The 25,923-nt window shown below is 73.1% G+C and carries 19 protein-coding genes; 12 read left to right on the top strand and 7 right to left on the bottom strand.

Going from position 1 to position 25,923, the window contains the following annotated elements; translation table 11 throughout:
- The first annotated feature begins 321 nt into the window (after positions 1 to 321).
- Positions 322 to 870 (top strand): hypothetical protein, encoded by a 549-nt coding sequence (locus MRB58_RS24045; protein ID WP_244782265.1) that lies wholly within the window; start codon positions 322 to 324, stop codon positions 868 to 870.
- Between the two features lie 53 nt (positions 871 to 923).
- Positions 924 to 1,922, top strand: coding sequence for a UDP-glucose 4-epimerase GalE (galE, locus tag MRB58_RS24040; protein ID WP_244782264.1), 999 nt, complete (start codon positions 924 to 926; stop codon positions 1,920 to 1,922).
- 28 nt (positions 1,923 to 1,950) lie between these two features.
- On the opposite strand, the gene MRB58_RS24035 is transcribed toward galE, so the two are convergent.
- Entirely contained in the window at positions 1,951 to 2,355 is a 405-nt protein-coding gene (locus tag MRB58_RS24035) for a cupin domain-containing protein (RefSeq protein WP_244782263.1), read from the bottom strand.
- Positions 2,356 to 2,545: 190 nt separating this feature from the next.
- Between MRB58_RS24035 and MRB58_RS24030 the strand changes: the two genes are divergently transcribed.
- Both MRB58_RS24030 and MRB58_RS24025 read left to right on the top strand, forming a co-directional pair.
- Positions 2,546 to 5,857, top strand: a complete 3,312-nt coding sequence (locus MRB58_RS24030) for a glycosyltransferase (protein ID WP_244782262.1) — start codon at positions 2,546 to 2,548, stop codon at positions 5,855 to 5,857.
- Positions 5,858 to 5,962: 105 nt separating this feature from the next.
- A complete protein-coding gene (locus MRB58_RS24025; RefSeq protein WP_244782261.1) occupies positions 5,963 to 7,117 on the top strand; it encodes a hypothetical protein in 1,155 nt (384 codons plus the stop codon).
- Between the two features lie 817 nt (positions 7,118 to 7,934).
- On the opposite strand, the gene MRB58_RS24020 is transcribed toward MRB58_RS24025, so the two are convergent.
- The 3 genes from MRB58_RS24020 to MRB58_RS24010 form a co-directional block, all read right to left on the bottom strand.
- On the bottom strand, positions 7,935 to 8,708 hold the full coding sequence (locus MRB58_RS24020; protein WP_244782260.1) for an FkbM family methyltransferase: 774 nt from the start codon (positions 8,706 to 8,708) through the stop codon (positions 7,935 to 7,937).
- 77 nt (positions 8,709 to 8,785) lie between these two features.
- Positions 8,786 to 10,138, bottom strand: coding sequence for an O-antigen ligase (locus MRB58_RS24015; protein WP_244782259.1), 1,353 nt, complete (start codon positions 10,136 to 10,138; stop codon positions 8,786 to 8,788).
- A 135-nt stretch (positions 10,139 to 10,273) separates the two neighbouring features.
- Positions 10,274 to 11,566 carry a replication initiator protein A gene (locus MRB58_RS24010; RefSeq protein ID WP_244782258.1) on the bottom strand — a complete coding sequence of 431 codons (1,293 nt, stop codon included), beginning with the start codon at positions 11,564 to 11,566 and terminating at the stop codon, positions 10,274 to 10,276.
- 428 nt (positions 11,567 to 11,994) lie between these two features.
- On the opposite strand from MRB58_RS24010, the gene MRB58_RS24005 reads away from it, so the two are divergent.
- Complete coding sequence (locus MRB58_RS24005) at positions 11,995 to 13,467, top strand: oligosaccharide flippase family protein (RefSeq protein WP_244782257.1); 1,473 nt, start codon at positions 11,995 to 11,997, stop codon at positions 13,465 to 13,467.
- A 49-nt stretch (positions 13,468 to 13,516) separates the two neighbouring features.
- Here the strand turns inward: MRB58_RS24005 and MRB58_RS24000 are convergent, their stop codons facing one another.
- The 3 genes from MRB58_RS24000 to MRB58_RS23990 form a co-directional block, all read right to left on the bottom strand.
- Positions 13,517 to 13,909 (bottom strand): stability/partitioning determinant, encoded by a 393-nt coding sequence (locus MRB58_RS24000; RefSeq protein WP_244782256.1) that lies wholly within the window; start codon positions 13,907 to 13,909, stop codon positions 13,517 to 13,519.
- The gene (locus MRB58_RS23995) at positions 13,909 to 14,607 is read right to left on the bottom strand and encodes a ParA family protein (RefSeq protein WP_244782255.1); all 699 of its coding nucleotides are present in this window, start codon (positions 14,605 to 14,607) and stop codon (positions 13,909 to 13,911) included. Before MRB58_RS23995 ends, MRB58_RS24000 begins: the two co-directional genes overlap by 1 nt.
- A gap of 334 nt (positions 14,608 to 14,941) precedes the next feature.
- Positions 14,942 to 15,832 carry an SHOCT domain-containing protein gene (locus MRB58_RS23990; protein WP_244782254.1) on the bottom strand — a complete coding sequence of 297 codons (891 nt, stop codon included), beginning with the start codon at positions 15,830 to 15,832 and terminating at the stop codon, positions 14,942 to 14,944.
- Between the two features lie 335 nt (positions 15,833 to 16,167).
- On the opposite strand from MRB58_RS23990, the gene MRB58_RS23985 reads away from it, so the two are divergent.
- The 7 genes from MRB58_RS23985 to MRB58_RS23955 all read left to right on the top strand — a co-directional run bounded on the left by MRB58_RS23985 (position 16,168) and on the right by MRB58_RS23955 (position 25,922).
- The gene (locus tag MRB58_RS23985) at positions 16,168 to 17,052 is read left to right on the top strand and encodes an ABC transporter permease (RefSeq protein WP_244782253.1); all 885 of its coding nucleotides are present in this window, start codon (positions 16,168 to 16,170) and stop codon (positions 17,050 to 17,052) included.
- A 2-nt stretch (positions 17,053 to 17,054) separates the two neighbouring features.
- On the top strand, positions 17,055 to 18,620 hold the full coding sequence (locus MRB58_RS23980; RefSeq protein WP_244782252.1) for a polysaccharide ABC transporter ATP-binding protein: 1,566 nt from the start codon (positions 17,055 to 17,057) through the stop codon (positions 18,618 to 18,620).
- Between the two features lie 11 nt (positions 18,621 to 18,631).
- Complete coding sequence (locus tag MRB58_RS23975) at positions 18,632 to 19,966, top strand: nitroreductase family protein (protein ID WP_244782251.1); 1,335 nt, start codon at positions 18,632 to 18,634, stop codon at positions 19,964 to 19,966.
- Between the two features lie 6 nt (positions 19,967 to 19,972).
- Complete coding sequence (locus tag MRB58_RS23970; RefSeq protein WP_244782250.1) at positions 19,973 to 21,187, top strand: polysaccharide pyruvyl transferase family protein; 1,215 nt, start codon at positions 19,973 to 19,975, stop codon at positions 21,185 to 21,187.
- A complete protein-coding gene (locus MRB58_RS23965) occupies positions 21,184 to 22,377 on the top strand; it encodes a glycosyltransferase family 2 protein (RefSeq protein WP_244782249.1) in 1,194 nt (397 codons plus the stop codon). Before MRB58_RS23970 ends, MRB58_RS23965 begins: the two co-directional genes overlap by 4 nt.
- A gap of 447 nt (positions 22,378 to 22,824) precedes the next feature.
- Positions 22,825 to 24,708, top strand: a complete 1,884-nt coding sequence (locus MRB58_RS23960) for a glycosyltransferase (RefSeq protein WP_244782248.1) — start codon at positions 22,825 to 22,827, stop codon at positions 24,706 to 24,708.
- The gene (locus MRB58_RS23955) at positions 24,702 to 25,922 is read left to right on the top strand and encodes a hypothetical protein (protein ID WP_244782283.1); all 1,221 of its coding nucleotides are present in this window, start codon (positions 24,702 to 24,704) and stop codon (positions 25,920 to 25,922) included. The genes MRB58_RS23960 and MRB58_RS23955 overlap by 7 nt, the downstream gene beginning before the upstream one ends.
- The last annotated feature ends 1 nt before the right edge of the window (position 25,923 follow it).

Raw genomic sequence — 25,923 nt, 5'->3', positions numbered from 1 at the left:
GGCGCGCGTGCGCACCAAGGTGCTCAGTGCATCGTGGAGATGGTCGGCCCGATCCCTGGAGAAATCGAGCCGCTCGTCGAACGTCGTCACCGTGGTGTCAGACCTTGCCGGAACCCGCCTCCTGGTCGGCTAGCACTAGCCGGTGCCCCTTCCAAGCGTTTGATGACGTCGCGGCCCGCGCCGGCGGCGCTCGCCCCTCGCGCGCAGATTGCGCCACGGCGGCGTCTTGTATTGATGTTGCCCGGCAAAGCGGATATCCGCGGCCCAGGCGGGCGCTGGGCGCCGGGACGGGGCGACGGCCCGAGCGAAGGGGGCGCGAGCTTGGACCAGGAACGCAGAATTGCCGCAGTCGAGGCTCGCCTCGGCGCGCTGGAGACGACGCTCAGCACCCTGTTCGCCAAGAACGTGGGTCTGGTGGCCGACACCGCCGGCGGCCTCGAGGAGCAGGCCTCGGCGACCTTGTGGTTCGACGCCGCCTTCGAGCATCCGGCCTTCTACGCCAACGAGGTGCGCGGCGACGGGCTCAACTACCACTGGATGGGCCGCGACGACACCGCGGTGCTGACGCTGCCCATCACCCGCCGCCGCCCCCGCCGGGTGGACGTCTACATCGCCATCTCCATCAACGAGAAGACCTTGAACGCCTTCCAGGTGAGCTGCGACGGGCGCACCCCGGCGAGCTACGACGAGACCAAGCGGGTCGACGGGATGATCGTGAAGAGCGCGACCTTCGACGCCGTCGGCGGCCCGGCGGGCGCGGCCTACAGCGACGTGAAGCTCTCGATCGGCGCCAAGGTCGACCTCACCCCGCAGGGCGACGCGCGCACGCTGGCGGTGGGCCTGCACAAGATCGTCGTCACGGAACTTTGAGAGCCGGACTCCGCCCCCCGCCCCCCACTTGAGCGCCCCCACTCGAGGTTTTCATGGCGACCATCCTCGTCACCGGCGGTGCCGGCTATATCGGCGCGCACACCGCCAAGGCGCTGGCCGGCGCCGGCCATACCCCGGTCGTCTACGACAATCTCCTCAAGGGCCACCGCGCGGCCGTCCGGTGGGGCCCGTTCGAGGAGGGGGACCTCGCCGACGCGGCGCGGCTCGACGCCGTCTTCGCGCGCTGGCAGCCGGCCGCGGTCGTCCACTTCGCGGCCCTGTCGGAGGTGGCGCACTCGGTCGCCGACCCGCTGCTCTTCTACGACGTCAACGTCGCGAACTCGCTGACCCTGGTGCGCCGGGCGCTGGCGCACGGGGTGAAGGCCTTCGTCCTCTCCTCGACCTGCTCGGTCTACGGCGATCCCGAGCGGCTGCCGATCGACGAGACGACGCCCTGCCTGCCGGTGAACACCTACGGCCGCACCAAGCTGATGGTCGAGACGATGCTCGCCGACGCGGCCGCCGCCTACGGCCTCGACGCCGTCGCGCTGCGCTACTTCAACGCCGCGGGGGCGAGCTTCGAGGCCGAGATCGGCGAAGACCACGACCCCGAGACGCACCTCGTCCCCCTCGTCCTGATGGCGGCGGGGCGGCCGGAGCGGGTGATCGGCGTCAACGGCACCGACTATGCGACCCCCGACGGCTCGTGCGTGCGCGACTTCGTGCACGTGGTGGACCTCGCCAGCGCCCATGTCGCGGCGATCGAGCGGCTGCTGGCGGGCCGGCTCGCCGGCTTCCGCGCGATCAACCTCGGCACCGGGCGCGGCTCGTCGGTCCTGGAGATCCTCGCCCACGCCGAGCGCGTCACCGGCCTTCCGGTGCGGCGCGAGATCCGGCCGCGCCGCGTCGGCGATCCGCCGCTCTTGGTGGCCGAGCCGGCCGCCGCGGCGCGCCTGCTGGACTGGCGCCCGCGCCACTCCGACCCCGACACGCTGATCACCACCGCCTGGCGCTGGATGCAGCACCGGGGCACCGCCGCGACCGCCGGCTGACACCGCCTCACCCGCACGCCCCTCGCGTTCAGGCCGCGGCGGGCGCCGCGTCGATCACGTAGTCGACCTGCGAGAACGACGCGCCGGGGAACATGTAGAGGATCCGCAAGGGGCTCTCGCCGGTGTTCACCGTCACGTGCGCCGCGTTGGAGGGGATGTGGACCGTGGTCCCCGGCGCCAGCCGGTGCGTGCGGTTGTAGATCTTCACCGTCCCCTCGCCGGAGACAACGAAATAGATCTCGTCCGGCGTGTGGTGGTGCTTGGGCAGCTCCGCCCCCGGCGCGATCTCGAACAGGCCGATCCCCGGCGCCGCCGTCTCGCTGAAGACGCTGCCCCAGGTCACGCCCGGATACTCGCCCTCGATCTGGTCGTTCCACGTGCGCCACTCGATCTCCTCCTCGGGGATGGCGCGTCCTGCGGCTCGGCGTGGCATCGCTCAGCTCCTCCTGCGGTGTCGTCCGATCCCTCGGAAAATCGCGCCGCCCCGCCGGGGTTCCACCCGCCGGCCCGGCGGACTTGCCCCCGCCTGCCAATTCGGTCAGGTGACAGGAGGTCCCGGCACGCCGGCCAAACGATGCGGGGGTCGGCCCCCGCGGCACCGAACGACGAGGCGAGGAGGGCGTGTGAGCGCCGATCGATCCGACCAAGACGCGCCCCCCGCCGACGGCATCGCCGCGCCCGCGCCCCTCACCGAGACGCAGACGGCGACCCTGCGCGCCCACTTCGACGCCGACTTCTACCTCGCCGAGAACGCGGACGTGCGGGCCACGGGGATGGACCCGCTGACCCACTATGTCCGCTTCGGCGAGGCCGAGGGCCGTGCCCCGCGGGCCGACTTCCACCCCGCCCGCTACCGTGAGCGCCACGGCGCCGCGGTGGCGGGGGCGGCGAACCTCTTCCTGCACTATCTCACCCTCGGCCGGGAACAGGGCCTCGAGGCCGAGCCGGCCGACAGCCGCGCCGCCCGCGCCGAGCTGATCGCCCGCAACTTCGACCCCGAGGCCTACCTCGCCGCCTACCCGGACGTCGCCGACAGCGGCCTCGACCCGGTCACCCACTACATCGAGATCGGCGAGGCGGAGGGCCGCTCGCCGAGCCCCGACTTCGACCCGGTCTTCTATCGCCAGCAGCACGCCGACCTCGCCCACGCCCCCTACAACCTCTTCTGGCACTACCTCTCGGCGGGGATCTTCGAGGGCCGGCAGGGCGCCCCCGCCCCGCCCCTCGAGCTCGACCCGGCGACCGACGAGGCGCAGCTGGTGGAGCGCCTGCGCCCCTTCATCGATGCCGAGCAATATCTGGCGATGTATCCCGACGTCGCCGCCGCCGGCTTCGACCCCGTGGTCCACTATGTGCGCCACGGCGAGGAGGAGGGGCGCCGCCCGGTGCCCGACTTCGACCCCGTCCTCTACCGCGCCGGCAACCCGGCGCTGCGCGACGCCGCCTTCAACCTCTTCTGGTACGACCTCGCCCGCACCCAGGGTCTGGCCTCCGGGCCGATCGTCCTGTCGCCGAAGGCGGCGGCGCGGGCGCGCGAGGCGGCCCGCACCCGTGCCCTCGCCCGCGCCGAGATCGAGAAGCCCGTCGTCGCCCCGCACTTCGACGCCGCCTTCTACCTCGCCACCTACCCGGAGGCGGCCGACAGCGATCTCGACCCGCTGACGCACTATCTGGCGATCGGCGAGGCCGAGGGTCACCGGCCCACCCCCACCTTCGATCCCGACTTCTACCGCCGCTCCAATCCGGACCTCGCCGGCCTCAACCGCAGCGCCTTCTGGCACTACCACCGGCACGGCAAGGCCGAGTTGCGCGCGCCCGACGCCTACCACGCGCTGCGCCCCGATCCGGCGCTGCGCGTCAGCGCCATCGTCCCCAACTACAACCACGCCCGCTTCCTGGAGGAGCGCCTCGCCTCGATCGCGGACCAGACCTACCCGCACATCGAGATCATCGTCCTCGACGACGCCTCCACCGACGACAGCCTCGCCGTCGTCGAGCGCTTCGCGGCGACGTGCGCGCGGCCGATCCGGATCGTGCCCAACGAGACCAACGCCGGCAACGTCTTCGCGCAGTGGCAGAAGGGGCTGGCGCTGGCGACCGGCGACCTCGTCTGGATCTGCGAGAGCGACGACTTCTGCGACACCGGCTTCGCCGCGGCGCTGGTGCCCCATTTCCGCGACGAGAGCGTCACCATGGCGTTCGGCAGAATCGAGTTCGCGGACGCCGCCGGCGCGTTCATGGCCGGCATGGAGGGCCTGCGCCAGAGCGCCGAGGCGCGCGACTGGACCGTCCCGATCAAGCGCCCGGCGGCCGAGTGGTTCGCCGCGGCGTTCGGCGTGCGCAACGTGATCGCCAACGTCGGCGGGGCGATGTTCCGCCGCCAGCGGCTCCCCGAGGCGGTCTGGACGCGCGCCAGGAGCTTCCGCATCGCCGGCGACTGGTACCTCTACAGCCAGATCGCCGGCGGCGGGCAGATCGTCTACGAGCCGGCGGCGCTGGCCCATTTCCGCCAGCACGGCACCAACACCTCCGCCTCCAACTTCGCGCGCGAGTTCTACTATCGCGAGTATGCCGCGGTGATGCTGGCGCTGTGCGAGACGTGGCCGATCCCCCGCGCGACGCGGCGGAGCTTCCTCGACAAGGTGCGCGCCGAGTACGACCACTTCGGCATGGGGACGCGCCCGGGGGAAGAGCACCTCGTCTTCGAGGAGGTGCTCTCGGTCGAGGCCGTGACGGCCCAGCCGCGCACCCGCACGCACATCCTCCTCGGCTTCCTCGGCTTCCATTCGGGCGGGGGGGAGGTGTTCGCCATCCGCCTCGCGGCGCTTTTGCAGGAGCGCGGGTTCATCGTCACCATGCTGGCGCAGAACCTCACCGAGGTGCAGGCGGAGATGCGGGCGATGCTGCCGCCGTCGGTCGCCATCTACGACGTCGCCGACATGGCGATCATGGGCCGCGACGCCTTCCTGCGGCGCACCGGGGTCGACGTCGTCCACAGCCACATCAACGCCATCGACAGCTCGTTCTTCGGCCTCGACCCCAGCCTGCAGGCGGCCCCCTACGTGGTGACGCTGCACGGCTCGCACGACTTCCTGGACCGCACCCGGCCGCAGGTCGCCCACTACCTGGCCGCGCTCGCCCGCAACGTCTCGGCAGCGGTCTATACGGCCGACAAGAACCTCGCGATCTTCACCGAGGAGACGCTGCCGCGCGACCGCCTGTTCAAGATCGGCAACGCCATGGTGCGCGACACCGCCCCGTTCGAGAAGAGCCGGCGCGAGATGGGGATCGCCGAGGACGCGGTCGTCTTCACCTTCGTCGCCCGCGGCATCGAGCGGAAGGGCTGGCGCGTGGCGGTGACGGCCTTCCGCGCGCTGCAGGCGGCGCACCGCGACGTTCCCATGCACCTCCTGCTGGTGGGCGAGGGCGAGAAGACCGAGGTCGCGCGCACCCTCGCCACCCGCCCCCGCGAGGACGCCGGCGGCGGCGCGGCGGAGGGGGCCGCCGCGGGGATCACCTTCCTGGGCTACCAGTCACGGGTGAACGGCATCTACGCGCTGTCGGACGTGGCGATCCTGCCGACGCGTTATCCGGGCGAGTCGAACCCGCTGTGCCTCATCCAGGCGGCGCAGGAGGGGGTGCCGATCATCGCCAGCCGCATCGGCGAGATCGCGGCCATGCTGTCGCTGGAGGAGGGGTTGGGGGGCGTTCTGGTACCGGTCCAGCGCGACACGGCCGCCTTCACGGCCGCCTTCACCGACGAGATGGGGCGGATGCTGGACCCGGCGGTGCGGGCCGAATATCGCCGCCTCAGCGCCCGCGTCGCGGACAAGTTCCAGTCCGGCTCCATGGTCGAGGCCTACCTCGACGTCTATGCCTATGCCCGGCGCCGCCACGCCGCCGAGGTGCGCCGCCGCGAAAGTCGCCCCGATTGACGACCGCGACGGCCCCTCCGGCGCCGACACCCGTCCCGTCCTCTTGTCCCTGACCCGGCCGTTCGCGAGCCTCGCCTCGCCGATCGCCCTTGCGAGCTTCCCGCCATGACCCGCACGCTCCTCTTCCATGCCGGCATGCCCAAGACCGGCACCACCTCGATCCAGAACGCGTGCTTCGCCGCGCGCCGGACGCTGCTTGCCGAGGACGGCATCCTCTATCCCTCGATCGCGGCCAACCACACCAACGCGATCTGCTCGCTCTTCATGGACGACCCGACCCGGCACATCTCCAACAAGATGGCCGACATCCGCACGCCCGAGCAGGTGGTGGCGCTGCAGGCGCACTACCGGGCGAGCCTGGTGCACGACCTGGAGAACAACGACTGGGACCGCCTCCTGGTCTCGGCGGAGGGGGCGGCGAACCTGTCGCGCGTGGAGCTGGAGCGGCTGCGCGAGTGGTTCGCCATGTACGTCGACGAGATCGAGGTGATCTACTACCTGCGCGAGCCGCTGGGCTACACCACCAGCGTCAGCCAGCAGCTCCTGAAGGGCGGGATGACGCTGGGCGAGCTGCACAACAAGCCGCAGCTTCCCAACTGGTCGGGCCGGCTGCGCAACGCCATCGGCGCGTTCGGCCGCGAGGCGGTGCGGATCCGCGATTTCGGCGCGGCGGTGAAGGCCGAGGGCGGCCTGGTGGCGGAGTTCTGCGAGGGGCTCGGCTTCGGCGCCGCGGCGAAGGCGGCGGTGCTCGCCGAGGCGAAGATCGACAACGAGTCGCTGTCGATGGAGGCGGCGCGGATGATGAGCCACCTCAACACCGCGCGCCCGCTCTTCACCCCCGAGGGTCGCTCCGGCCGGCGCACCGGCAAGGAGACGCTGACCTTCGAGGCGCTGCCGGGCAACAAGTTCAGCCTGCCGCTCGAGGTGCGGCGGACGGTGCACGAGAAGACCCGCCAGGATATCGCCTGGGTCAACGAGACGTTCGGCACCACGCTCTATGACACGCCGGTGCCCAGCGGCGAGGACCACCCCCTCGACCCCAAGCGGCAGGTGGAGGCGGCGCATGCGACCGTGCTCCTGATCTCCGACCTCCTCAACGCGGTGGAGGCGCTGAGGCTGTGCCTGAGGGCGGGCGAGCTGGCCGAGAAGAACGACCTGGAGGGGGCGCGCGGCCGTCTCGCCGAGGCCGGTCGCCTCTCCCCGGAGGACGAGGCGGTGCAGATCGAGATCAAGCGTCTGCGCGGCCGCTTCAAGCTCTGAGACCGACACGGTGTGGCGGTGAGGCGGGGCGCCGCCGCCGACGAAGGTCTTCGTCTCGACCTTTCCGCGCTGCCCACAGGCGAAGCGTGTGCGAGTGGTCTCTCGGCGACGGGAAGAGGCGACGACGGGGAGTGCGATGGGGGGTGTGCGTGGGGAGAGTGACGGGCTGATGGTGGCCCGTGACGACCCGTCCGCGATCGAGGGAGGGGCAGGGCAGGGCGGTGAAGAATCGGCACCATCGAGCGTCGTCAGGCTGGCCGATCGCGTCATCGATGTCCAGGGGCGGGTGACGTTTTTGTGGCGCCGGAGGGGGGCCGAACGGGGTGTCGGCGCGTCGCGAAAATCGTCGGTTCGGGCGTTTTTGTCAGGTTTTATATGTTTTTCTAGTTTTTCTCTAGTTTTAGGGGTGAAATCGACCTTTTGCGTCAGAGGGTTACGGGGCCTCCACGGACCGAAGTACGGTTTTGACGGAACGATGTACGCGATTGACGGAACGATGTACGGCGTTGGAGGACCGAAGTACGGTCCGCGCCGGCGTGACAAAAAAAATGTCCACAGCCCCTTCCCGCGCCCCTCTTCGACACTTCTGGGACGGACCGAAGTACGCGATTTTTGGCACGAATCGGAGGCCGGCGATTCGCCCGCCAAATTGTCGATTCGGGCGGACTGAAGTACGCTGTTTTTGTCAGACCTTTTCGCGCCGCCCTCGCCGCTGAGCGGCACGGCGACGCCTCCGCCCGGTCGGCCGACGGGCCAAAAGTGTCGATCCGGGCGGACCGAAGTACGCTGTTTTTGTCACGAGCCTCGCGGCGGCGATCTACGACGGCGCGAGGGACTGTGGCGGCCGGACCCCGGCGAGGAGCGCGGCGCGGTTCTTCTCGTCCGCCCGGTGCACGAAGACGAAGTTGTTGACGTAGTCGGGCGAGCGATGGGCTCCCGGCGCCTTCTGCGCGTCCGGGTTCTGGAGTGCCGCGACGTCGTAGGACGCACCGGGGCGGACCTGTCCCCGGTGCAGGTAGTACGGGTCGTAGTCCCGCGCGCTCATGTGCGCGAGCAGGGTCGCCACGCCCCCCGCATGGTGGCGCTCCTCGCACTCCACGATGAGGACGGGACGGTCGCGTTCGAGGATGCCGGACGCTCCCTCGACCGCCGCCATCTCGTGGCCTTCCACGTCGATCTTGATCAGCCCGACCCTCTCGAGGTCCATGGCGTCGAGCCGCTCGGCCCGAACGGTGATGGAGCGGTTGGCATAGTCCGGGTCGGTCTGGGCTTCGAGCGACCCGCGGCTGTGCACGTCCTCGCCCGCCTTGACCGGGATCGTGAACGTCGCCGGCTGGGCGTGATCGGAGGCGGCTTTCTCGATGACGGTGGCCTCCGCCCTGGAGAAGAGGTGCCGCAGCGTGGCGGCGAGGCTGGGATTGGCCTCCACGACATAAAGGTGCCGGAAGGATCCCCGAGCGTGCCAGGCGTAGACGCCCTCGTTGGCGCCGACATCGACGAAGCTTCTGTGCGCATCGGCAAACAGTGCGAGGAGGTGAAGCTCCGGCTCACCGGCGGCGAGTTCGTAGCGAAGACGCCGGCGGATCATCATTTTGGGCCCCAGAATGTGGGCCGCGGCCTTTTTCAATGTCGTGCTGACCATGGTTCCACCATGTCGAAGACATAATATTAGTGAATGTGTCCTCTATTTTGATCAATCTGCCAAGCGTGAAATGCCAAAACGAAAAGAATGAAAATCTGCCCGATCAGCTTGTCGGGAAAGAACAGGCTGGATTCGGTCATGTTATTGAACAGAAGCGCCACGACGGAGGCGAAGACGAGGACCGTCCCCGCGAGGCTCCAGCGGTTGGTCGGCCCCTGCCATAACGAGGCCACGAACAGAGCGATCACCCGGAGAAAGAATATCGTGACGAAGCTGGCGAGGAAGAGCCCGCCATGCACCATGATGTCCAAATATCCGTTGTGGGATTGGCGCAGGATATTGAGGTCCTGGTCGTTGTCCGTCCAGAATCCGACGTAGTTCCAGAGCGGATGATAGACCGGCAGCATCGACCATTGCGCGCCCCAGCCGTAGCCGAACCAGGGCGCGGCGGCGATGTGCCGGGTCATGGCGCTCCAGATTTCGTCGCGTGAGGTGAAGGTGGCGTCGCCGGTGATGATCTCGGCCCAGTCCGCGGCGCCGAGCGAGAAGGCCCCCGTCACGAAGACGACGAACCCGCACAGCACGATGCCCGCGGCGAACGCCGCCAGCAGCGCCATGCGGCTGCTCTGCAGGACGACGAAGCTCGGGATCACGACCACGCCGAGAAGGAGCGCCAACGCCAGCGAGGTCTTGGACAGGGACAGGACGAGGAGCCCGAAGGCGAGGACCACGAGGACGACGAGCGACCAGAAGAAGAGCGGCGTGCGCACGGCCAGGAGGGTGGCGCAGAGGACGATGACCATCATCTGCATCACCGCGCCCAGCGTGTTCTTGCCGGGGTGCAGCCCCTGGAGGCCGATGGCGGTGAAGGCCCGGTCCGGCACCAGCACGGTCACCGCGTAATCCCCCACGAGCGTGACGGTGAAGGCGATGACGAGGGGCGGCAAATAGAGCTTGGGGCTGCGCAGCACCGCCGCCAGCGCCAGCCCGATCTCCAGGAAGATGAGGTAGACGACGAGGCGGCGGATCGTGACGCCGGGATAGGCGGACCAGAGCGTCGTCGCCGCGATCGCCGCATAGACCAGCAGCAGCGCCCACGCCTGCGCGAGGAGGGCGATAACGAACCGCCAGCGCACCAGCAGCAGCGGAGCGGCGATGCCCGCCAGCAGCAGCAGCACGAGCTGGCGCTTCATGTCCCCGTCGGCCGACAGGCCCGTGTCCTCCGACAGCGGGCTCACCCCGACGAGGAGGAAGAGGTAGGTGGCGACGAGCAGGACGCGCGCGGTCCACAGCGTGAGCCATTCCCCCCGCGCGGCCTGTCGCGCCGCGTTCGCCTTCTCGCGCCGAGCCAGATGGTCGATCCACGTGAGGTCGCTCATCTCGTCTCCCAACCGCCGACGCCCGGCTCCGGGCCGAGGGGACCGGCCGCTGTCGATACGGCTGCCCGACACCGCCCGGCGCCGACTTTATCAGGCGCCGCAAGGCCTCGGAAGCGCATCGCCGGGGCGCGGCGATCAGGCCTCGGTGCGCTCCTCTGCGCGGCGGATCATGTGCAGCACCGGCCCCCGCCGGCCCGACGTCAGCGCCAGGTCGTAGTCCGGCAGCGGCTCGGTCTGCGAGCGCTCGACGATCTCCTCCACCTTGCGGCGGAACTTGGCCGGCGTCAGCGACGAGCCGGAGCGGTAGTGCAGGTCGTCGAGCGTATAGTGCGCCGTGTCGGTCCCCGCCGCCTTGCGCGCCAGGCGGTAGAGGAAGCGCGCGATCGGCTGCGCGATCAGGAAATAATCCGGGTTGAGCGTCAGGATGGTCGGCTTGCCGTCCGGCTGCACCACCCCGTCATAGACCCACTTCGGCACGTCGATCTCGACGAGGTCGACGTGGTCCTGTCCGGTGCGCGAGATCACCGTGTAGCGCCCGATCAGCGGGAAGGACTGCGTCTCGCGCCGCTTGCCGCCCGACAGGTTGGTGATCTTGATGCGCGTCGCCTGCAGCCGGTCGAGCGCGGCCTCCAGCGCCAGATACTGCTTGCCCCCGGTGCCGCGGCGGCAGAAGCGCAGGATCTGCGTCGCGCTCGGCCGGTAGGTGGGGGGCGGCAGCGACGGGCGGCGGCCCTTGGATTCCTCGATGCGGAAGCGGCGCACCTCCTCGGCGAGATAGGACACCATCGAGAGGAAGATGTCGTAGTCGTAGGAGGTGGCGAGGCCGACCTCGGCGCCGCCCTCGATGGTGATGATGGAATCCTTCAGCTCGTAGCGGATCACCCCGTCGCGCCGCACCTTGGAAAGCGCGAAGGGGGCGATGTCCATCAGGTTCATCTCGTCCTTCAGCGGCGCGTCGTGCAGCTGGGGGACGAAGAAGTCGAGCTGGGCGTCGTCGTCGGGGGCGAGGCGGATGATGCGGCCGGGCGGGATCGCCTCGCCCGCCGCGCTCGTCATGCCCCCTGCGCTCGCCGGCCGGCCGGCCGGCCCGCCCGTCCCGGCGCGGGCGGGCGGCGGCGCGGCGCCCGCCTCCTCGCGCGTGGCCGGCATCTCGGAGGAGAGGACCTTCTTCAGCTCCTTGCCGTGGATCGCCTCGGCCATGCGGATGAGCGTGTCGCGCATCAGCCCGTCGCCCATCTCCTCGAGCTTCAGGTCGGCGAAGGAGCGGCGCGAGTAGAACCGGCGCAGGCGCGACAGGGCGACCTTCGACAGCAGCACGGGCTCCTCGCCCGCCTCCTGCTGGAAGGCGTTCGCCACCTCCTGGAGGTAGGCGTTCTTGTCGTGAAGGCGCAGGGCGGCGAAGTCCTTGCGCGGCTTGAAGCTCACCATGGGTTCCGGCTCCGGACGGCGCGAGCATGCCCCAGCGGCGCGCCCCTGTCGCGGCCCCGGCGGGCGTCATCCACGCCTGCGGTGCGGGCGCGGCCGGCGCGCCGCCGGGTGGCCTCGCTCATGCGCCCCGCCCCCTCCTCCCGGCCCGCCCCGCGCGTCCCTGTCGGCCGGGGTGGGTGCGGGTGGACGCGGGGGGCGGACGCGGGGGTGGACGCGGGGACGAGCGGCCCGCACCGCTCGACAAATCGCGCGCCGCCGCGCCAAGGTGGGGCGGAGCGGCGAGGGCGTTTTCGCCGTGGCGAGGAGATCCCGATGGCCGCACCGGCGCACACCGCCAGACACCGAGCCCGCCGTTCACGCCTTCCGGCCGGTGAGGCCCTCGCCGCCCCGCTCGGGCGCCGGACCGCGGACCGCGACGGCCGGAAGGCGTGAACGGCGGGATCACGTCCGGCGGCGGCATCGCCCGGCGCGCGGCGACCTGGGTCGGCGCCCTCGTCGCCGGCGCCTTCATGCGCGTCACCGTCCTGCTGGGCGCCAACATCGTCATGGCCCGGCTGATGCTGCCGGAGGACTTCGGCCTCGCCGGCCTCGCCAACAGCATCGCCATCCTCCTCGCGGTGCTGACCGGCGGCATGCCGTTCGCCGAGGTGCTGGCGCAGCGCAAGGTGCTCAAGCGCCAGCACCTCGAGACGGCGACGGCGGTCTCCTTCGCCGGCAGCGCGCTGGCGCTCGCCCTGATGGCGCTGGCGGCGCTCGCCATCGGGCCGGTGTTCGGCGACGCGCGTTTCTGGCCGCTGCTGCTGGTCGCCTCGCTGGTGGTCTTTCCGCAGACCGTGCAGACCATCCTCGTCGCCTACCTGCGGCGCCGCCGCGCCTTCCAGGCGATGGCCCGGGCCAACCTCGCCGGGGCGCTCGCCGGGTCGGCGGTCGCCGTCGCGCTCGCCTTCCTCGGCGCCGGGCCGTGGGCCATCGTCGTCATGCGCTGCGTCATGCTCGTGGTCGAGGCGGGCGTGCTCGTGGCCACCGCGCGCCTCCTCGTGGTGCCGCGCTTCTCCGGCGCCCGCCTCGCCGAGATGCGCCACTACTCGATGTTCACCTTCATGCAGCGCGTCGCCACCGAGAGCGCCTACTTCGTCATCAACTACACCGTGGCGGCCTTCTTCAGCGTCGCCGCGGTGGGCCAGTTCAACATGGCGCTGCGCCTCACCGAGCCGCTGCGCGGGCTCTTCCGCGGCATCGCCCACAACACCGCCTTCGAGTTCATGCGCGCCAAGGCCCAGGATCAGGCCGATTTTCCCGCCCGCTTCGCCCTCATCATCAGCGTGGCGACGGCCACCATCGCCCCGGTCTTCCTCGGCCTGGCGGCGATCTCGGGCGCGCTGTTCGCGATCGTCGCGGGGCCGGGCTGGGACGAGGCGGCCGAGATCGCCGTCTTCATCGCCATCGGCACCTCGGTGCTGCTGCCGTTCGACCTCGTCGCCACCGCCTTCAACGCGCGCAGCGTGCCGGCCTATCTGGTGGGTCAGCGGGTGATCGGCCTCGGCGCGCTGGTGCTGGGGCTGGGCGTGGCGGTCACCCTCGGCTTCGCGGGGATCGGCGCCGGTCTCGCCCGCCTCGTCGCCGACCTCGCCGAGAGCCTGTGGGCCGCCCGCGCGATGCTGACGCGCCTGCACGTGTCGCTGCGCGGCGCCGTGACGGGCTTTCTCGTCCCCTGGGGCGCGGCGGCTGTCATGGGCCTCGCCGTCGCCCTCTTCCTGGACGCGCTGGGCGGCGAGGCGGCCGGCGCGCTCGCCATGTTCGCCGCGGTCGGGCTCGGGGTGGCGCTCTATCTCGCCCTCGCCGCGGTGCTGATGCCGCAGCTGCGCCGCGCCGGCGTCGACGCCGTGCGGCGGAGGGGCTGAGAGGGACGCGCCCCGCCCCTCCGGGGCGCCCGCTCCGGGCCCCCTCCCCTCACGCCTTGCGGGCGGCCAGCTCGCGCTGCAGGGCGGCCAGCGCCTGCTCCACCGTCTGTCCCACCAGCCAACCCTCCTGGTCGGCGATCGCGTAGAACGCGTCGACGGTCTGCGGCGTCGTGCGCACGTTGAGCTGCGCGGTGCGGCCGGTGCGGTGACGCCGCGGCTTGCGGGGCTCGGCGCGGGGTCGGGGCTCGGCGGGCACGGGCGCCGGGGCTTCGCGGCTCTTGAAGTTCATCGCCTCGGCCAGGGCCCGCACCTCCTGCGGCGCGCCCGGCCCCCGCGTCGGCACGTCCTCCCGCCCTTGCGGCCGTGGCTTGGGCGTGAAGGCGGAGACGTCGAACTCCGGATCGGCCTCGTCGCCGAAGATGCTCATCCGCGACTTCGTCATCACGCCACCTCCCGCTCCGGCGCCGCGGCACCGGCCGCCGGCAGCATGCCGATCACCTCCGCCGCGAACGCCCGCGCATTGCGCAGCGCCGTGTCGACGTTGCTCACCTGGCCGCGGTCGAGATCGCTCAGCGTGCCGCCGTAGGCGAACACCGCCCGGAACGCCTCCCGCTCGTGCATCTGCGTGGCGATCACCGGCACCCCGTGCTCGGCGAACTCGGCGGCGATCGCCGCCAGCGAGCGCGGCCGGATCGCCGCGCTGGTGCGCGTGAACAGGATCGCCGCCGGGATCGACGCGCCCCGCGTCGCCTTCTCCATGTTGCGCACCAGGCGGATCGCCCGCACCGCCTCGGCCGCGTCGAGCGCGGAGCCCTGCGTCGGCACGATGACGAGATCGGCGGTCGACACCGCGTACCCCACCATCATCGATGCGGTGCCTTCCAGGTCGACGATCACGAAGGCCGAGCGTGCCGCCGCCTCCTCGATGGCGTCGATCACCCCCTCCTCCGTGACGTCGGCGATGACGGTCAGCGTCTCCGGCACCCCCGGCAGCGAGGCCCAGCGCGAGATCGGCTTGTTCGGGTCGGCGTCGATCAGGGTCACGCTCGCCCCCTTGGCGGCGATCTGGGTGGCGAGGATCACGGCGGAGGTGGACTTGCCGACCCCCCCTTTCGGACTGGCAAAAACGATCGTGGGCACGCCGAAACTCCCGTTCGAGGGTCACGGCGCCCATCTTCGCCCCTCGCCGCTAACGGATCACTAACAGCGCACGGGTTGCGGACGGCTCACGGACAGTGAGCCGTCCGCTCACGGTTCACATCCTGTGAGCGGGCCGTGAGCATCCTGTGTACGGCTCACGAACCGTGAACAGGCCGCTCGCAGTCCACACACTGTGAACAGGGTGCGGCCGGTGTGTGAACCGTGCGCCATTCGCTCACGGTTCACACGCCGTAGACTGGATGCGCGCAGTTCACTGACTGTGAGCAAGGTGGGAGCAGCCCGTGCACAAGGCGCGCACGGGTGTCTCACGCGCTCAGAGGCGGCCCAGCAGCTCGGTCTTCTTGGCCACGAATTCCTCCTCCGTCAGCGCTCCCGCGTCGCGCAACGCCGCGAGCCGCTCGATGGTGGCGAGGATGTCGAGCCCCTCCGCCCGAGGCGGCGCCATGCCCGGCGCCATGCCCGGCACGGGGGCCGGGGAGGAGGGGGCGGACCCAGATGCGGCGGAGGAGGGTGCGGCGGAAAAAGAGGGGGCCGCCGGCTCCGCCATCGGCTCGGGACGGACCTCGGGCTGCGCGGCGGGGGCGGGGTCGGGGGCGAGGTCGGGGGCCGCGTGCCGGGATTGAGCGGGCGCGGGCGCGGCCTCGGGCGTCACCCGCGGCAGCGAGGACAGGGCGAACTGGCCGTACTGGCTGGAGAATGTGACGCCGGAGAACGGGTCGCCGTAGCCCCCGCTCTGCTGCTGGCCGAAGCCGCCGATATTGTGGTCCAGCGTGTCCAATACGATCACCGGGCCGCCGTCCCCGGTATCGACGACGATGCGCCGCGCCTGCGGGAAATAGGCGTAGCGCACGCTGTTCTGTCCGCCGCTCGACGAGGGCTGGCCGAGCTCGGCCGGCCACCACGCGCTCCCCGCCGGCGTCTGCGGCGTGCGGAAGAAGGGCTGCCCGGCCATCGCCGCGACGATCTCGGCGCACAGGCCGTCCACCTGCGCCTTCAGGCCGTGGTTGAACATGTCGCCCACCATGGTCATCCCGCCGGCCATCCACTGGCCCGAGCCGCCCAGCTCCGGGATGTTGAACTGCGCCATCGTCCCGCCGCCGCGGGCCACGGCGCGGGCCATCTCCTCCACGGCCGAGGCGGGCAGGGAGTAGCGCATCGCCAGGCCGCCGAGGGTCCGGCGCGCATCGTCCGTCAGATCGCTCATCGTCTGTGCCCTTTGCGGCAACGTTTCACGTCGGGCTCTTGGGCCCATTCCCCTTGCGGGGCAATGGCGCGCCCGTCTCCCGTTCCAACGCGTCAACGCCCCCGCGCGTCAACGGGGCGGGCGCGTCAACGGGGCGCGGCTCGGCTCCAGGGTCCGGCTGTGCGATCCGGCTGTGCGATCCGGCCGGGGACAGGTGCCGAAACCCGCGCTTTCGGGACCGCGCCCCGAACCTCGCGCGAAGGGCCGGCACGTTTTTCAGGCGGACGGCTATGATTGTCGGCCTAATTCAATCATAACGGGCAATAGTTGAGATCTACAATCTCCTGGGGTGGACCATGCGGCGGGCCGATGCGGCGGCGATATCGACCTTGGCGGGCGGGCGGGACGCCGGGCGACCCGTCCGCCGCCTGATCCTCGCCAAGGGGCGGGCCAGCCGCAACTACTGGGCCGACCTGTGGGCCTTCCGCGAGCTCTTCCTCATCCTCGCCTGGCGCGACATCGCCGTGCGCTACAAGCAGAGCGTGATCGGCGTCGGCTGGGCGGTCCTGCGTCCGCTGCTGACGATGATCGTCTTCACCGTGGTCTTCGGCCGCGTCGCGGGGCTGCCCAGCGAAGGCGGCGTCGCCTATCCGGTGATGGTCTTCGCCGGCATGCTCCCCTGGTTCCTCTTCGCCAGCATCCTCACCGAGGCGGCGCAGACCCTCGTCGCCAACGCCGGCATGGTGCGCAAGGTCTACTTCCCGCGCGTCATCGCCCCGGCGGCCAGCGCCATGGTCGCCCTGGTCGACTTCGCGATCGCCCTCGTCCTGATGTTCGGGCTGATGGCGCTCTTCGCGGTCGTGCCGGACGGGCGGGTGGTGCTGCTGCCGGCCTTCGTCCTCCTCGCCCTCGCCGCCAGCTTCGGCCCGGCGCTGCTGCTGACCGCGCTCAACGTGCGCTACCGCGACTTTCGCTTCGTCGTGCCCTTCATCGTCCAGTTCGGGCTCTACGTTTCGCCCGTCGGCTTCTCCAGCGGGGTCGTCGCGCCCGAGTGGCGGCTCCTCTACAGCCTCAACCCGATGGTCTCGGTGATCGACGGGTTCCGCTTCTGCCTCCTGGGGGCGGACGTCACGCTCTACCTGCCGGGCCTGGCCCTCGGTGTCCTGGTGAGCGCCGCCTTCCTGTGGCTGGGCTTCGCCGTCTTCCGCCGCACCGAGGCGACCTTCGCGGACCTCGTCTGAGGATGGGGGAGGGGGTCGTCGCCGCACGGGGCCTCGGCAAGGCCTACGAGATCGGCCACGGGCGGGCCGAGCGGGCCACCACCTTGCGCGACGCGCTCGCCCGCGGCGCGGCGACCCTGGGGCGCACCACGCGGCGCCTGCTGGCCGGGCGCCCCCTCGTCGCCGGCGACGCGGTGGAGGAGTTCTGGGCGCTGCGCGATGTCGACTTCACGATCGGCGAGGGGGAGGTGGTCGGCATCATCGGCCGCAACGGGGCGGGCAAGTCGACCCTCCTGAAGATCCTGTCGCGCATCACCGAGCCGACGGCCGGGGAGGCGGAGATCGCCGGGCGCGTCGCCAGTCTGCTGGAGGTCGGCACCGGCTTCCACCACGAGCTGACCGGGCGCGAGAACATCTACCTCAACGGCGCCGTCCTGGGCATGACGCGGGCCGAGATCCGCGCCGCGTTCGACGCCATCGTCGACTTCTCCGGCGTCGAGCCCTTCCTCGACACGCCGGTGAAGCGCTACTCCAGCGGCATGGCGGTGCGTCTCGCCTTCGCCGTCGCCGCGCACCTGGAACCGGAGATCCTGATCGTCGACGAGGTGCTGGCCGTCGGCGACGCCGCCTTCCAGAAGAAGTGCCTGGGCAAGATGCGGGACGTGTCGGGCGAGGGGCGCACGGTCCTCTTCGTCAGCCACAACATGGGGACGATCCGCAACCTGTGCCGGCGCGGCCTGGTGCTGGAGCGCGGCCGTCTGGTGCTGGATGCGGCGATCGACGTGGCCTGCGCGCACTACCTCGCCGCCGCGCGCGGCGGGTCGGGCGCGGCGGCGGGCGGGGAGTGGACCTTCCCCGGCGAGGGCGCCCCCGGCGACGCGCGGGTGAAGCTGCGCGCGGTGCGCGTGCGCGGCGCCACCGGCGAGGGGCCGACCTTCTTCTCCAGCGAGCCGATCCGCATCGCGATCCGCACCGAGCTCCGCGCGCCCATCGCCGGCTTCCGGCTGCATCTGCGCCTCGTCACGGCCAGCGGGGAGGTGGCCTTCACCTCCAGCGACCTGCCCGGCCGCGGCGCCGACCTCGAGGGGCCGGGGGTCTACGAGAGCGAGTGCGTGGTGCCGGGCAACCTGTTGAACCGCATTCCCTATTTCCTCCAGATCACGGGCCGCGTGCCGGGCCAGGCGGTGCACATCCCGCCGACCGACATCGGCGAGATCTTCATCGAGCCGGCCGACGACCAGGCGACCAGCGGCATCCAGCCGGTGTGGCCGGGCGCGGTCTGCCCGGCGCTCGACTGGACGGTGCGCGCCCTGGCCCCGGCGGCGCGCGGATCGGAGGAGCGCGCAGCGGCGGGGCCCGCGCCCGGGGAGGGCGAACTGGGGGCGCGCGGATCGGAGGAGGGCGCAGCGGCTGGGTGCGCGGCGGCTGGGCGCGCGGGGCCGCGAGCGGGCGACCGGGCGCCGGACATCGGCCGGTCAGGCGCCGCGGCGGACCCGCCATATGCGGCGGCGAACGCGCGGACGGCGGCCGCCGGCGAGGGTTGGCCCGCCGAACGGCCCGCGGCGCGGCGACGGCTGCCGGCCGGATGAGACCGCTCGTCATGCCACGGCTGCCGCGCGGCGGGGGAGGGGCCCCGGCGATCCTGCGACGGGCGGTGCGCCCGGTCCGGGCCGGGTGGGACGAGGCCCGCCGGGCGCTGCTGGCGCGCGTGCGGCCGGGCTCGCCGGCCGGGCGGCTCCTCTACCGGCTGCTGTGCGAGGACTTCACCCGCGAGCAGCAGGCCGTGCTCGCCGGCATCCGCCGCTACCGGGACGAGGTGCGGACCGAGGCGCGCAACCAGGCGCTGCTGCGCCGGCGCATCCACATGCTGGAGAAGGGCCTCGCCATGCGCCCCCGCCGCGCGGTCTTCGCCCTCGACTACATCGCCGAGACCGTCGACGCCTACGCCCTGCGCCACGCCCACGTCGCCGCCGAGGCCCGCCGGCGCGGGGACGAGACCGCGCCCGTCCCCCCGGCCGCCGGGAGGGCGGGCGGCGAGGCGGGGAGCGAAGGCCCGCCTGCCTCTCGGGCGCCGGCCTCTCACATGCCGGCCCCTGCGACCCGTGCCGCGCCGCCGCACCGGGCGGCGACGGGCGGCGGCAGGGCCGGCGGGGAGGCGGCCGGTGTCGACGATACGCTGATCTGGGCCCACGACGTCCTCGCCCGCACCTTTGCGGCGTGCGCGCCGCACCCCGTCTTCGCGCAGCAGGAGGTCCGCTTCGCCGCCCTGCCGCCGCCACCGCGCGGAGCCGGACCGCACGAAGGCACCCCCGCCGCGGCGGACCACTCGACCGCCGGGCGCACGCGCGACGCCGCCGCCCCGCGCATCCCCTACGCCCGCGACCTCGCCGAGCCGCCCCCCGTCGCCTACGCCGACCTCCTGGCGCTCGCCCGCCGCCGTCGCTCGGTGCGCTGGTTCCGGCCCGAGCCCGTGCCCCGCGCGCTCTTCGAAAGGGCGCTCGCCGTGGCCGCGCAGTCGCCCAGCGCCTGCAACCGCCAGCCCTTCGTGTTCCGCGTGTTCGACGACGCGGCGATGGTCCGCGCCGTCGCCGACACCGCGATGGGCACCCGCGGCTACGCCCACAACGTGCCGATGATCGCCGTCCTGGTCGGCCAGCAGCGCCATTTCTTCGACGCGCGCGACCGCCACCTCGTCTACATCGACGGTGCGCTGGCGGCGATGGCGCTCGTGCTGGCGCTGGAGACGCTCGGCCTGGCGAGCTGTCTCGTCAACTGGCCCGACATCGAGGCGCGCGAGGCCGCGCTCGCCGCGCTCATCGGCCTGGAGGCCGACGAACGGCCGGTGATGCTGATCGCCATCGGCCACCCCGACCCGGACGGGCTGGTGCCGTTCTCGGCCAAGAAGGCCCCCGGCGACCTCCTGCGCTACGGCTGATCGACGATGGCCGCCGCCCCTCCCGTCTTCGAGATCGTCGGCGTGCACCACGAGAACCAGGGCGCGGTCCTGATGCTGGAGGCGGCCAAGGCGGCGCTGAAGGCGCGGCGCCCGGAGGCGCGGCTGGCGCTCGCCGAGGCGGTCCCGCTCGACGTGCGCCTCGCCCACGGGGCGCGCACCGCCTGGCCGTCCGAGATCCGCCGCCGGCGCGACGTCCTCAGCGCCCGCCTCGCGGCCCGGCGCGGCCGGCTCGCCCGTTTCGGCGTGGTCACGCCGGGCGAGGTGGCCGCGCGCTTCGACGCGTCGGGCTTCGCCTATGGCGACTTCTGGGGGATCGAGAAGCTCAACGCGCGCCTCCTGCGGCCGCTGCGGGCCTTTCCCGAGCGCCGCACCGTGCTGCTGCCACAGGCCTACGGTCCGTTCCGGAACCCCGGCATGGCGGCGGCGATCCGCGAGGCGATGGACCGCGTCGGCCTCGCCTTCGTGCGGGACGGACGGTCGATGGCCTACCTCGAGGAGGCGGGCGTCGCGCCCGGCGCCACGGTGCGACTGGCGCCCGACTTCACCACCCTCCTCACCGCGCCGGAGAGGGGCGGCGGATCTGGCGGCGGAGACGCCGGCGAAGACGGTGGCGGAAGAGGCGACGGACGGCTCGTCGTCGTCCCCAACCAGAAGGTGCTCGACGCGGGGGTGCGGGGCACCGCCGAGGCCGCCGCCGACGGCCGGGCGCGCTACCTCGCCTTCCTGCGCGCGGCGGTGGCGGCGGGGCGCGCGGCGGGCTTCTCCCCGGTCTTCCTGGTGCACGAGGGGGCGGCCGACCGCGCCCTCGCCGAGGCGGCCAACTCCGGCCTGTCCGTCCCCTGCCCGGTGCTGCACAGCCCGGATGCGATGGTCACCAAGGGCCTCGTGGCGGCGGCTTGCGGGGTGGTGTCCTCGCGCTTTCACGGCCTCGTCAGCGCGCTCTCCTCGCACGTTCCGGCGCTGGCGGCCGGCTGGTCGCACAAATATGCCGAGCTGATGGCCGCCTACGGCCTCGCCGACGCCGTCGTCGACCTCGCCGCGCCGGACACCTGGGACGCGGCGCTGGGGGCACTCACCGCGCGAATGGCCGATCCCGCGGCGCGCGACACGCTCGCCCGCCACGCGGCCGCCGAACGGGCCCGCGCGGCGGCGATGTGGGACACCGTGTTCGCCTTCCTGGAGGAGGGCGCGCCCCGATGACGCCCCCGCCGCCCCCCGCCGCCGACGACGCGGCCACCCCGGTGTGCGCGCAAGGGGTGCCGCCGGGCGAGCGCGGCGAGGACGCCCCGCCCGCCGGGGGGCACGGGACGGACGGGCACGGGGCGGACGGGCACGGGGAGGACGGGCACGGGGAGGACGGGGCGCGCCAGTGCCCGACGAGCGGGCGCGGCGAGGGCCGGCGGCCCGCGGTCTCGGTCGTCATCCCCGTGTTCGACGGCGCCGCCTTCGTCGCCGAGGCGGTGGCGAGCGCGCTGGCCCAGGGGCCGCCCGGCGAGGTCGAGGTGATCGCCGTCGACGACGGCTCGCGCGACGGCTCGGCCGCCCGCCTCGCCGCCTTCGGGACGCGCATCGTCTTCGAGGCCGGCCCTCACCGGGGGGCCTGTGCGGCGCGCAACCGCGGCCTGGCCCTCGCCCGCGCCCCCCTCGTCGCCTTCCTCGACGCCGACGACACCCTCCTGCCCGGCGCCCTCGCCGCCCAGCGCCAGGCGGCGGCGCGGCTCGGCCCGCGCCGGATCGTCTTCGGCGACCACGTGCCGGTGGACGCGGGCGGCGCCCCCACCCCGCGCCCCGCCCGCTATGCCGGGCTGCGGCCGGGCGCGGTGCCGCTCGCCTTCATGCTGGAGGCCGGGCCGATGACCACCTCGCCGCTCTATCCGGCCGCCGCGCTCGCCGCGGTCGGCGGCTTCGACCCGGCGGTGCGGCGGGGCCAGGAGTACAATCTCAACCTGCGCCTGGTGCTGGCGGGGTGGCGCTTCGTCTACGCGCCGCACCCGATCTACGCCCGGCGCGCGCACCCCGGTCCGCGCATCTCCACCGCCCGCCACGTCCATTTCGCCGGCACCGCGGCGAACCTGCGCTGGCTGCAGGCGGCGCTGGAACGGGCGTGCCCCGAGGCGATCGACGACGCGGCGCTGCGGGTGCTGGCGCGCATGGGCTGGCACGCGGGCGTCGGCACGCTGCACCGGGGCGAGGCGCCGCACGAGTGCTTCGCCTTCGCCGCCGCGTTCGGCCGGCGCGACGACCGCGAGCCGCTGCCGGCGCTGATCCGCACCCTCGTCGCCGCGCTGGGCCCGCGCCGGGCCGCCGACATGCTCGTGGCCGCGCAGCGCCTGCGGGGGGCGATGCCGGCACCTCTGCGCCGCCGCGCCAGCGCCCTCTTCTGGCGCTGAGCGGCACGGCCCCCGGTGCGCTCACCGGCGCGGCCGGGGCCCTCGCGGCGGCCGCGAGGGCGGCAATCACCGGGTTGTAATCTCGCCCAAGTATAATTCAAGATTGCAATTCATACTGTTTTCGACTTAAGGTGGTGTTCGCACATCGCACCAGGCCGACGCCGTCGGGGTGGGCGGTCGATGCGGATGATCAACGCTGCGCCTGGCGTCGAAGGAATGTCGCCGCACGGGGTCGCGCCTGTCTTCGGCGCGGTCCGAGGGGTCGGACGCCGGGGTCTTCGCCCGGCTTCCCGAGGCCCGCCCGCGCCGACGGTCGACGCCACGCCGCAGAGCCGCGCCCGCGCGGTCAGGCGGAGAATGTGTGATGCCGGCTCGCTGGAAGGACCGGGACGACGCGTCCCGGCGCCGGGGAGGGCGTGCGCGTCCGATCCGGGTTCGGAGGGGGCGATGAACCTCCTTCTCTATACCCCCAACTACTACCCCGCGACGCGCTATGGCGGGCCGGTGCGCTCGACCCACGGGCTCGCCCGCGCGCTGGTGCGGCTCGGCCACGAGGTGCGCGTCTTCACCACCAACGTCGACGGGGCGGGCACGCTCGACGTGCCGCTCGGCCGGCCGGTGGAGCGCGACGGGGTGGCGGTGAGCTACTTTCCCGTGGTGGCGCCGCGGCGGGTCTACCGCTCGCCGATGATGGTCGAGGCGCTCGCCACCGCGGCGCGCTGGGCCGACGGGGTGCACATCAACGGCGTGTTCCTGCACCCCGGCCCGGCGGCCGCCGGCGCGGCACGGCGGGCCGGCACTCCCTATGTGCTCGCCCCGCGCGGCATGCTGGTGCGCGAGCTGATCGCGGCGCGCTCGGCGCTGGTGAAGCGGGCGTGGCTGGCGTTGATCGAGCGGCGGGCGCTGGCGGGGGCGGCGGCGATCCACGTCACCAGCCCGGTCGAGGCGACGGAGCTCGCCGCGCTCGGCCTGAGGACGGGCGCGGTGGCGCTGATCCCCAACGGCGTCGAGCCGCCGGCCACGCTCGACCGGGGGCGCGGCGAGGCGCTGTGGGCCGGGGCGCCGGCGGGGCGGCGGGTCGCCTTCCTCGCCCGGCTCGACTGGAAGAAGGGCGTCGACCTCGCCGTCGACGCCGCGCTCGGCGATCCGCGCCTGCACCTGCGCCTCGCCGGCCCCGACGAAGGCGGGCTGCGGGCCGGGCTGGAGGCGAAGGTCGCCGCGGCGGGGGCGGCGGAGCGGGTCCGCTTCGTCGGCCCGCTGGAGGATGGCGACAAGTTCGCCTTCCTGGCCGCCGCCGACGCGGCCCTGGTGCCCTCGATCAACGAGAGCTTCGGTATGGTGGTGGCCGAGGCGCTGGCCGTCGGCACGCCGACGGTGGTCACCGAGGGGGTCGGCGCGCGCGTCCTGGTCGAGGCGCTCGACCCGGCGCTGGTGGTGCCGCGCGGGGCGCGGGCGATCGGGGCGGCGCTGGCCGGCCTCCTCGCCGACCCGGCGCGCTGCGCGGCGCTGGGCCGGGCCTACGCGGCACACATCGCCGAGCATCACGGCTGGAGCGCCGTCGCGCAGGAGGTGGCGACGCTGTTCGCCGCGAACGGGCCGGCGCGCGTTCCGGCGCGTTCCGCGGCCCGTGCAGCCTGCGCCCGGGCCCTGCCGCGGTCCGCCCCAGCGGCGCACGCCCCGCCTCGTGTTCCGCCTCGTGTTCCGCCTCGCGTTCCGGCTCGCGCCCTCGTCCTGAGCGCTCTCCCGGCCGGCGCCCCTGGCGACCCGGCGCTCCACCTCGCGACGACGACGATGCCCGCGGGTGCCCCCATGGGACCCTCGGCCGAGGTCTCCGCCGCCGCACCGGCCCGCACCGCTCCGGCCGTCCCGGCAGGACCATCCGCCGGCATCTGGGCGGAGGCACCCGCCGGCGACGTCTGGAGCGCCGCGTCTGCGGCGGCTGCCGGCGGCCGGCCGGCCTGCGCCTCCCGCAGGAGCCCAGCCGGAACATCCGCCAACGGACCACGCGGTGCTTCCCTGGAGGCGCCGGCGGCGACCCGTGACGGCGCACCGATACGCGCCCGCCCGCGCGGCGCTCCGGCGCAGATCTCCGCCGACCCACGGGCCTGCGCCGTGCCGGACGTTCGCGCGGGAGCCTCGGCCGGCGGGGCGTCGGACCCTGTCGCGGAGGTCGCGGGCGGTGGGCCGGCGAGGGCGGGCAGGGGGCCTGCTGCGGCGTTCGGCGCTGGTTCGCCGGCGCCGGACGGGGGCGTGGCGGGAGCGGCTCGGGGGAGCAGGGCGGAGGCCGCCGGGGCGGGCGGCGCTGGCCGCTCGACGGGCCTATCATGCTGAGCCGAGCGCGGACCATCTACCTGATCTCGCCGCAGCGCTGGGACGCGCCGCCGGTCTCCAAGCACCATTATGCCCGCCGCCTGGCCGCCCACGGCCACCGCGTCTACTTCATCGAGCCGCCGCGCCGGGACGTTCGCGGCATCACCCTCACCCCCGGCCCTCACCCCGGCCTCACGCGGGTCACCTACGCGACCCTCACCCCCTACCGCCTGAAGTTCCACGCCCGGCCGCTGTTCGACGCGCTGATGCGTCTCGAGGCTCGCCGCCTGCGCCGGGCCATCGGCGTGGCGCCCGACATCGTCTGGGACTTCGACAACGCCTACCAGTTCGCCTCGCTCGCCCCCTTCGGCGCGCGCCTCGCCGTGTTCCACCCGGTCGACGACCTGCCGCCGGGGCGCCGCGGCACCAAGGGCGCCCACCTGGTGCTCGCCAACGCGCCGCGCTACCTCGCCCGCCTGCGCCTCGCGGCCAGCCGCGCCCCCGCCGCCGCCAGAGCCCCCGCCCACGCCGTCATCCCGCACGGCCTCGCCGAGCCGTTCATCGCCCGCGCCAAGGCGGTGTGCGACGACCCTGCCGCGGCCGGACACCCGGTGCCGGACGGCGAGCGGCCTCCCGTCGTCGCCATGGTCGGCAACCTCGCCCGGCCGGGGATCGACTGGGCCGCGATCGACGCGATGGCCCGCCGCCTCCCCGCGACACGCTTCGTCATGGTCGGCCCCCACGGCGGCGACGCGACGACGGGGGCGGGGGCGGGGGCTGGGCCGCCGGACGCGGTGCGGGCGCGGCCCAACGTCGTCTTCGCCGGGGCGATGTCGTCCGCGGCGATCCTCCACCTCGCCCGCCGGGTCGACGTGTGGCTGATGGCCTACGACGGCACCCGCGACCGCGACGGCGCCACCAACCCGCACAAGCTCCTCGAGTACCTGGCGACGGGCAAGGCCGTCGTCTCCAACTGGGTCGAGGCCTACGCGGGACGCGACCTGGTGGCGATGCCGCCGACCCTCGACAACACCCCGCTGCCGGACCTCCTGGCGGCGACGCTCGGCCGGCTCGCCGTCGTCGACGCCCCGGCCGAGCGCATCCGGCGCGCCGCCTTCACCCTGTCCTTTTCCTACGACGCCCACCTCGCCCGCATCGGCCGCCTCATGGCAGAGGCGTGCCCCCGCGACGAGGCGCGGTCCGCGATCGGCGGCGTCGTGAGCGAGCGGAGCTGAT

The sequence above is a fragment of the Acuticoccus sp. I52.16.1 genome, assembly GCF_022865125.1.
Classification (GTDB): domain Bacteria; phylum Pseudomonadota; class Alphaproteobacteria; order Rhizobiales; family Amorphaceae; genus Acuticoccus.
This window is presented reverse-complemented; position numbering and strand designations above follow the sequence as displayed.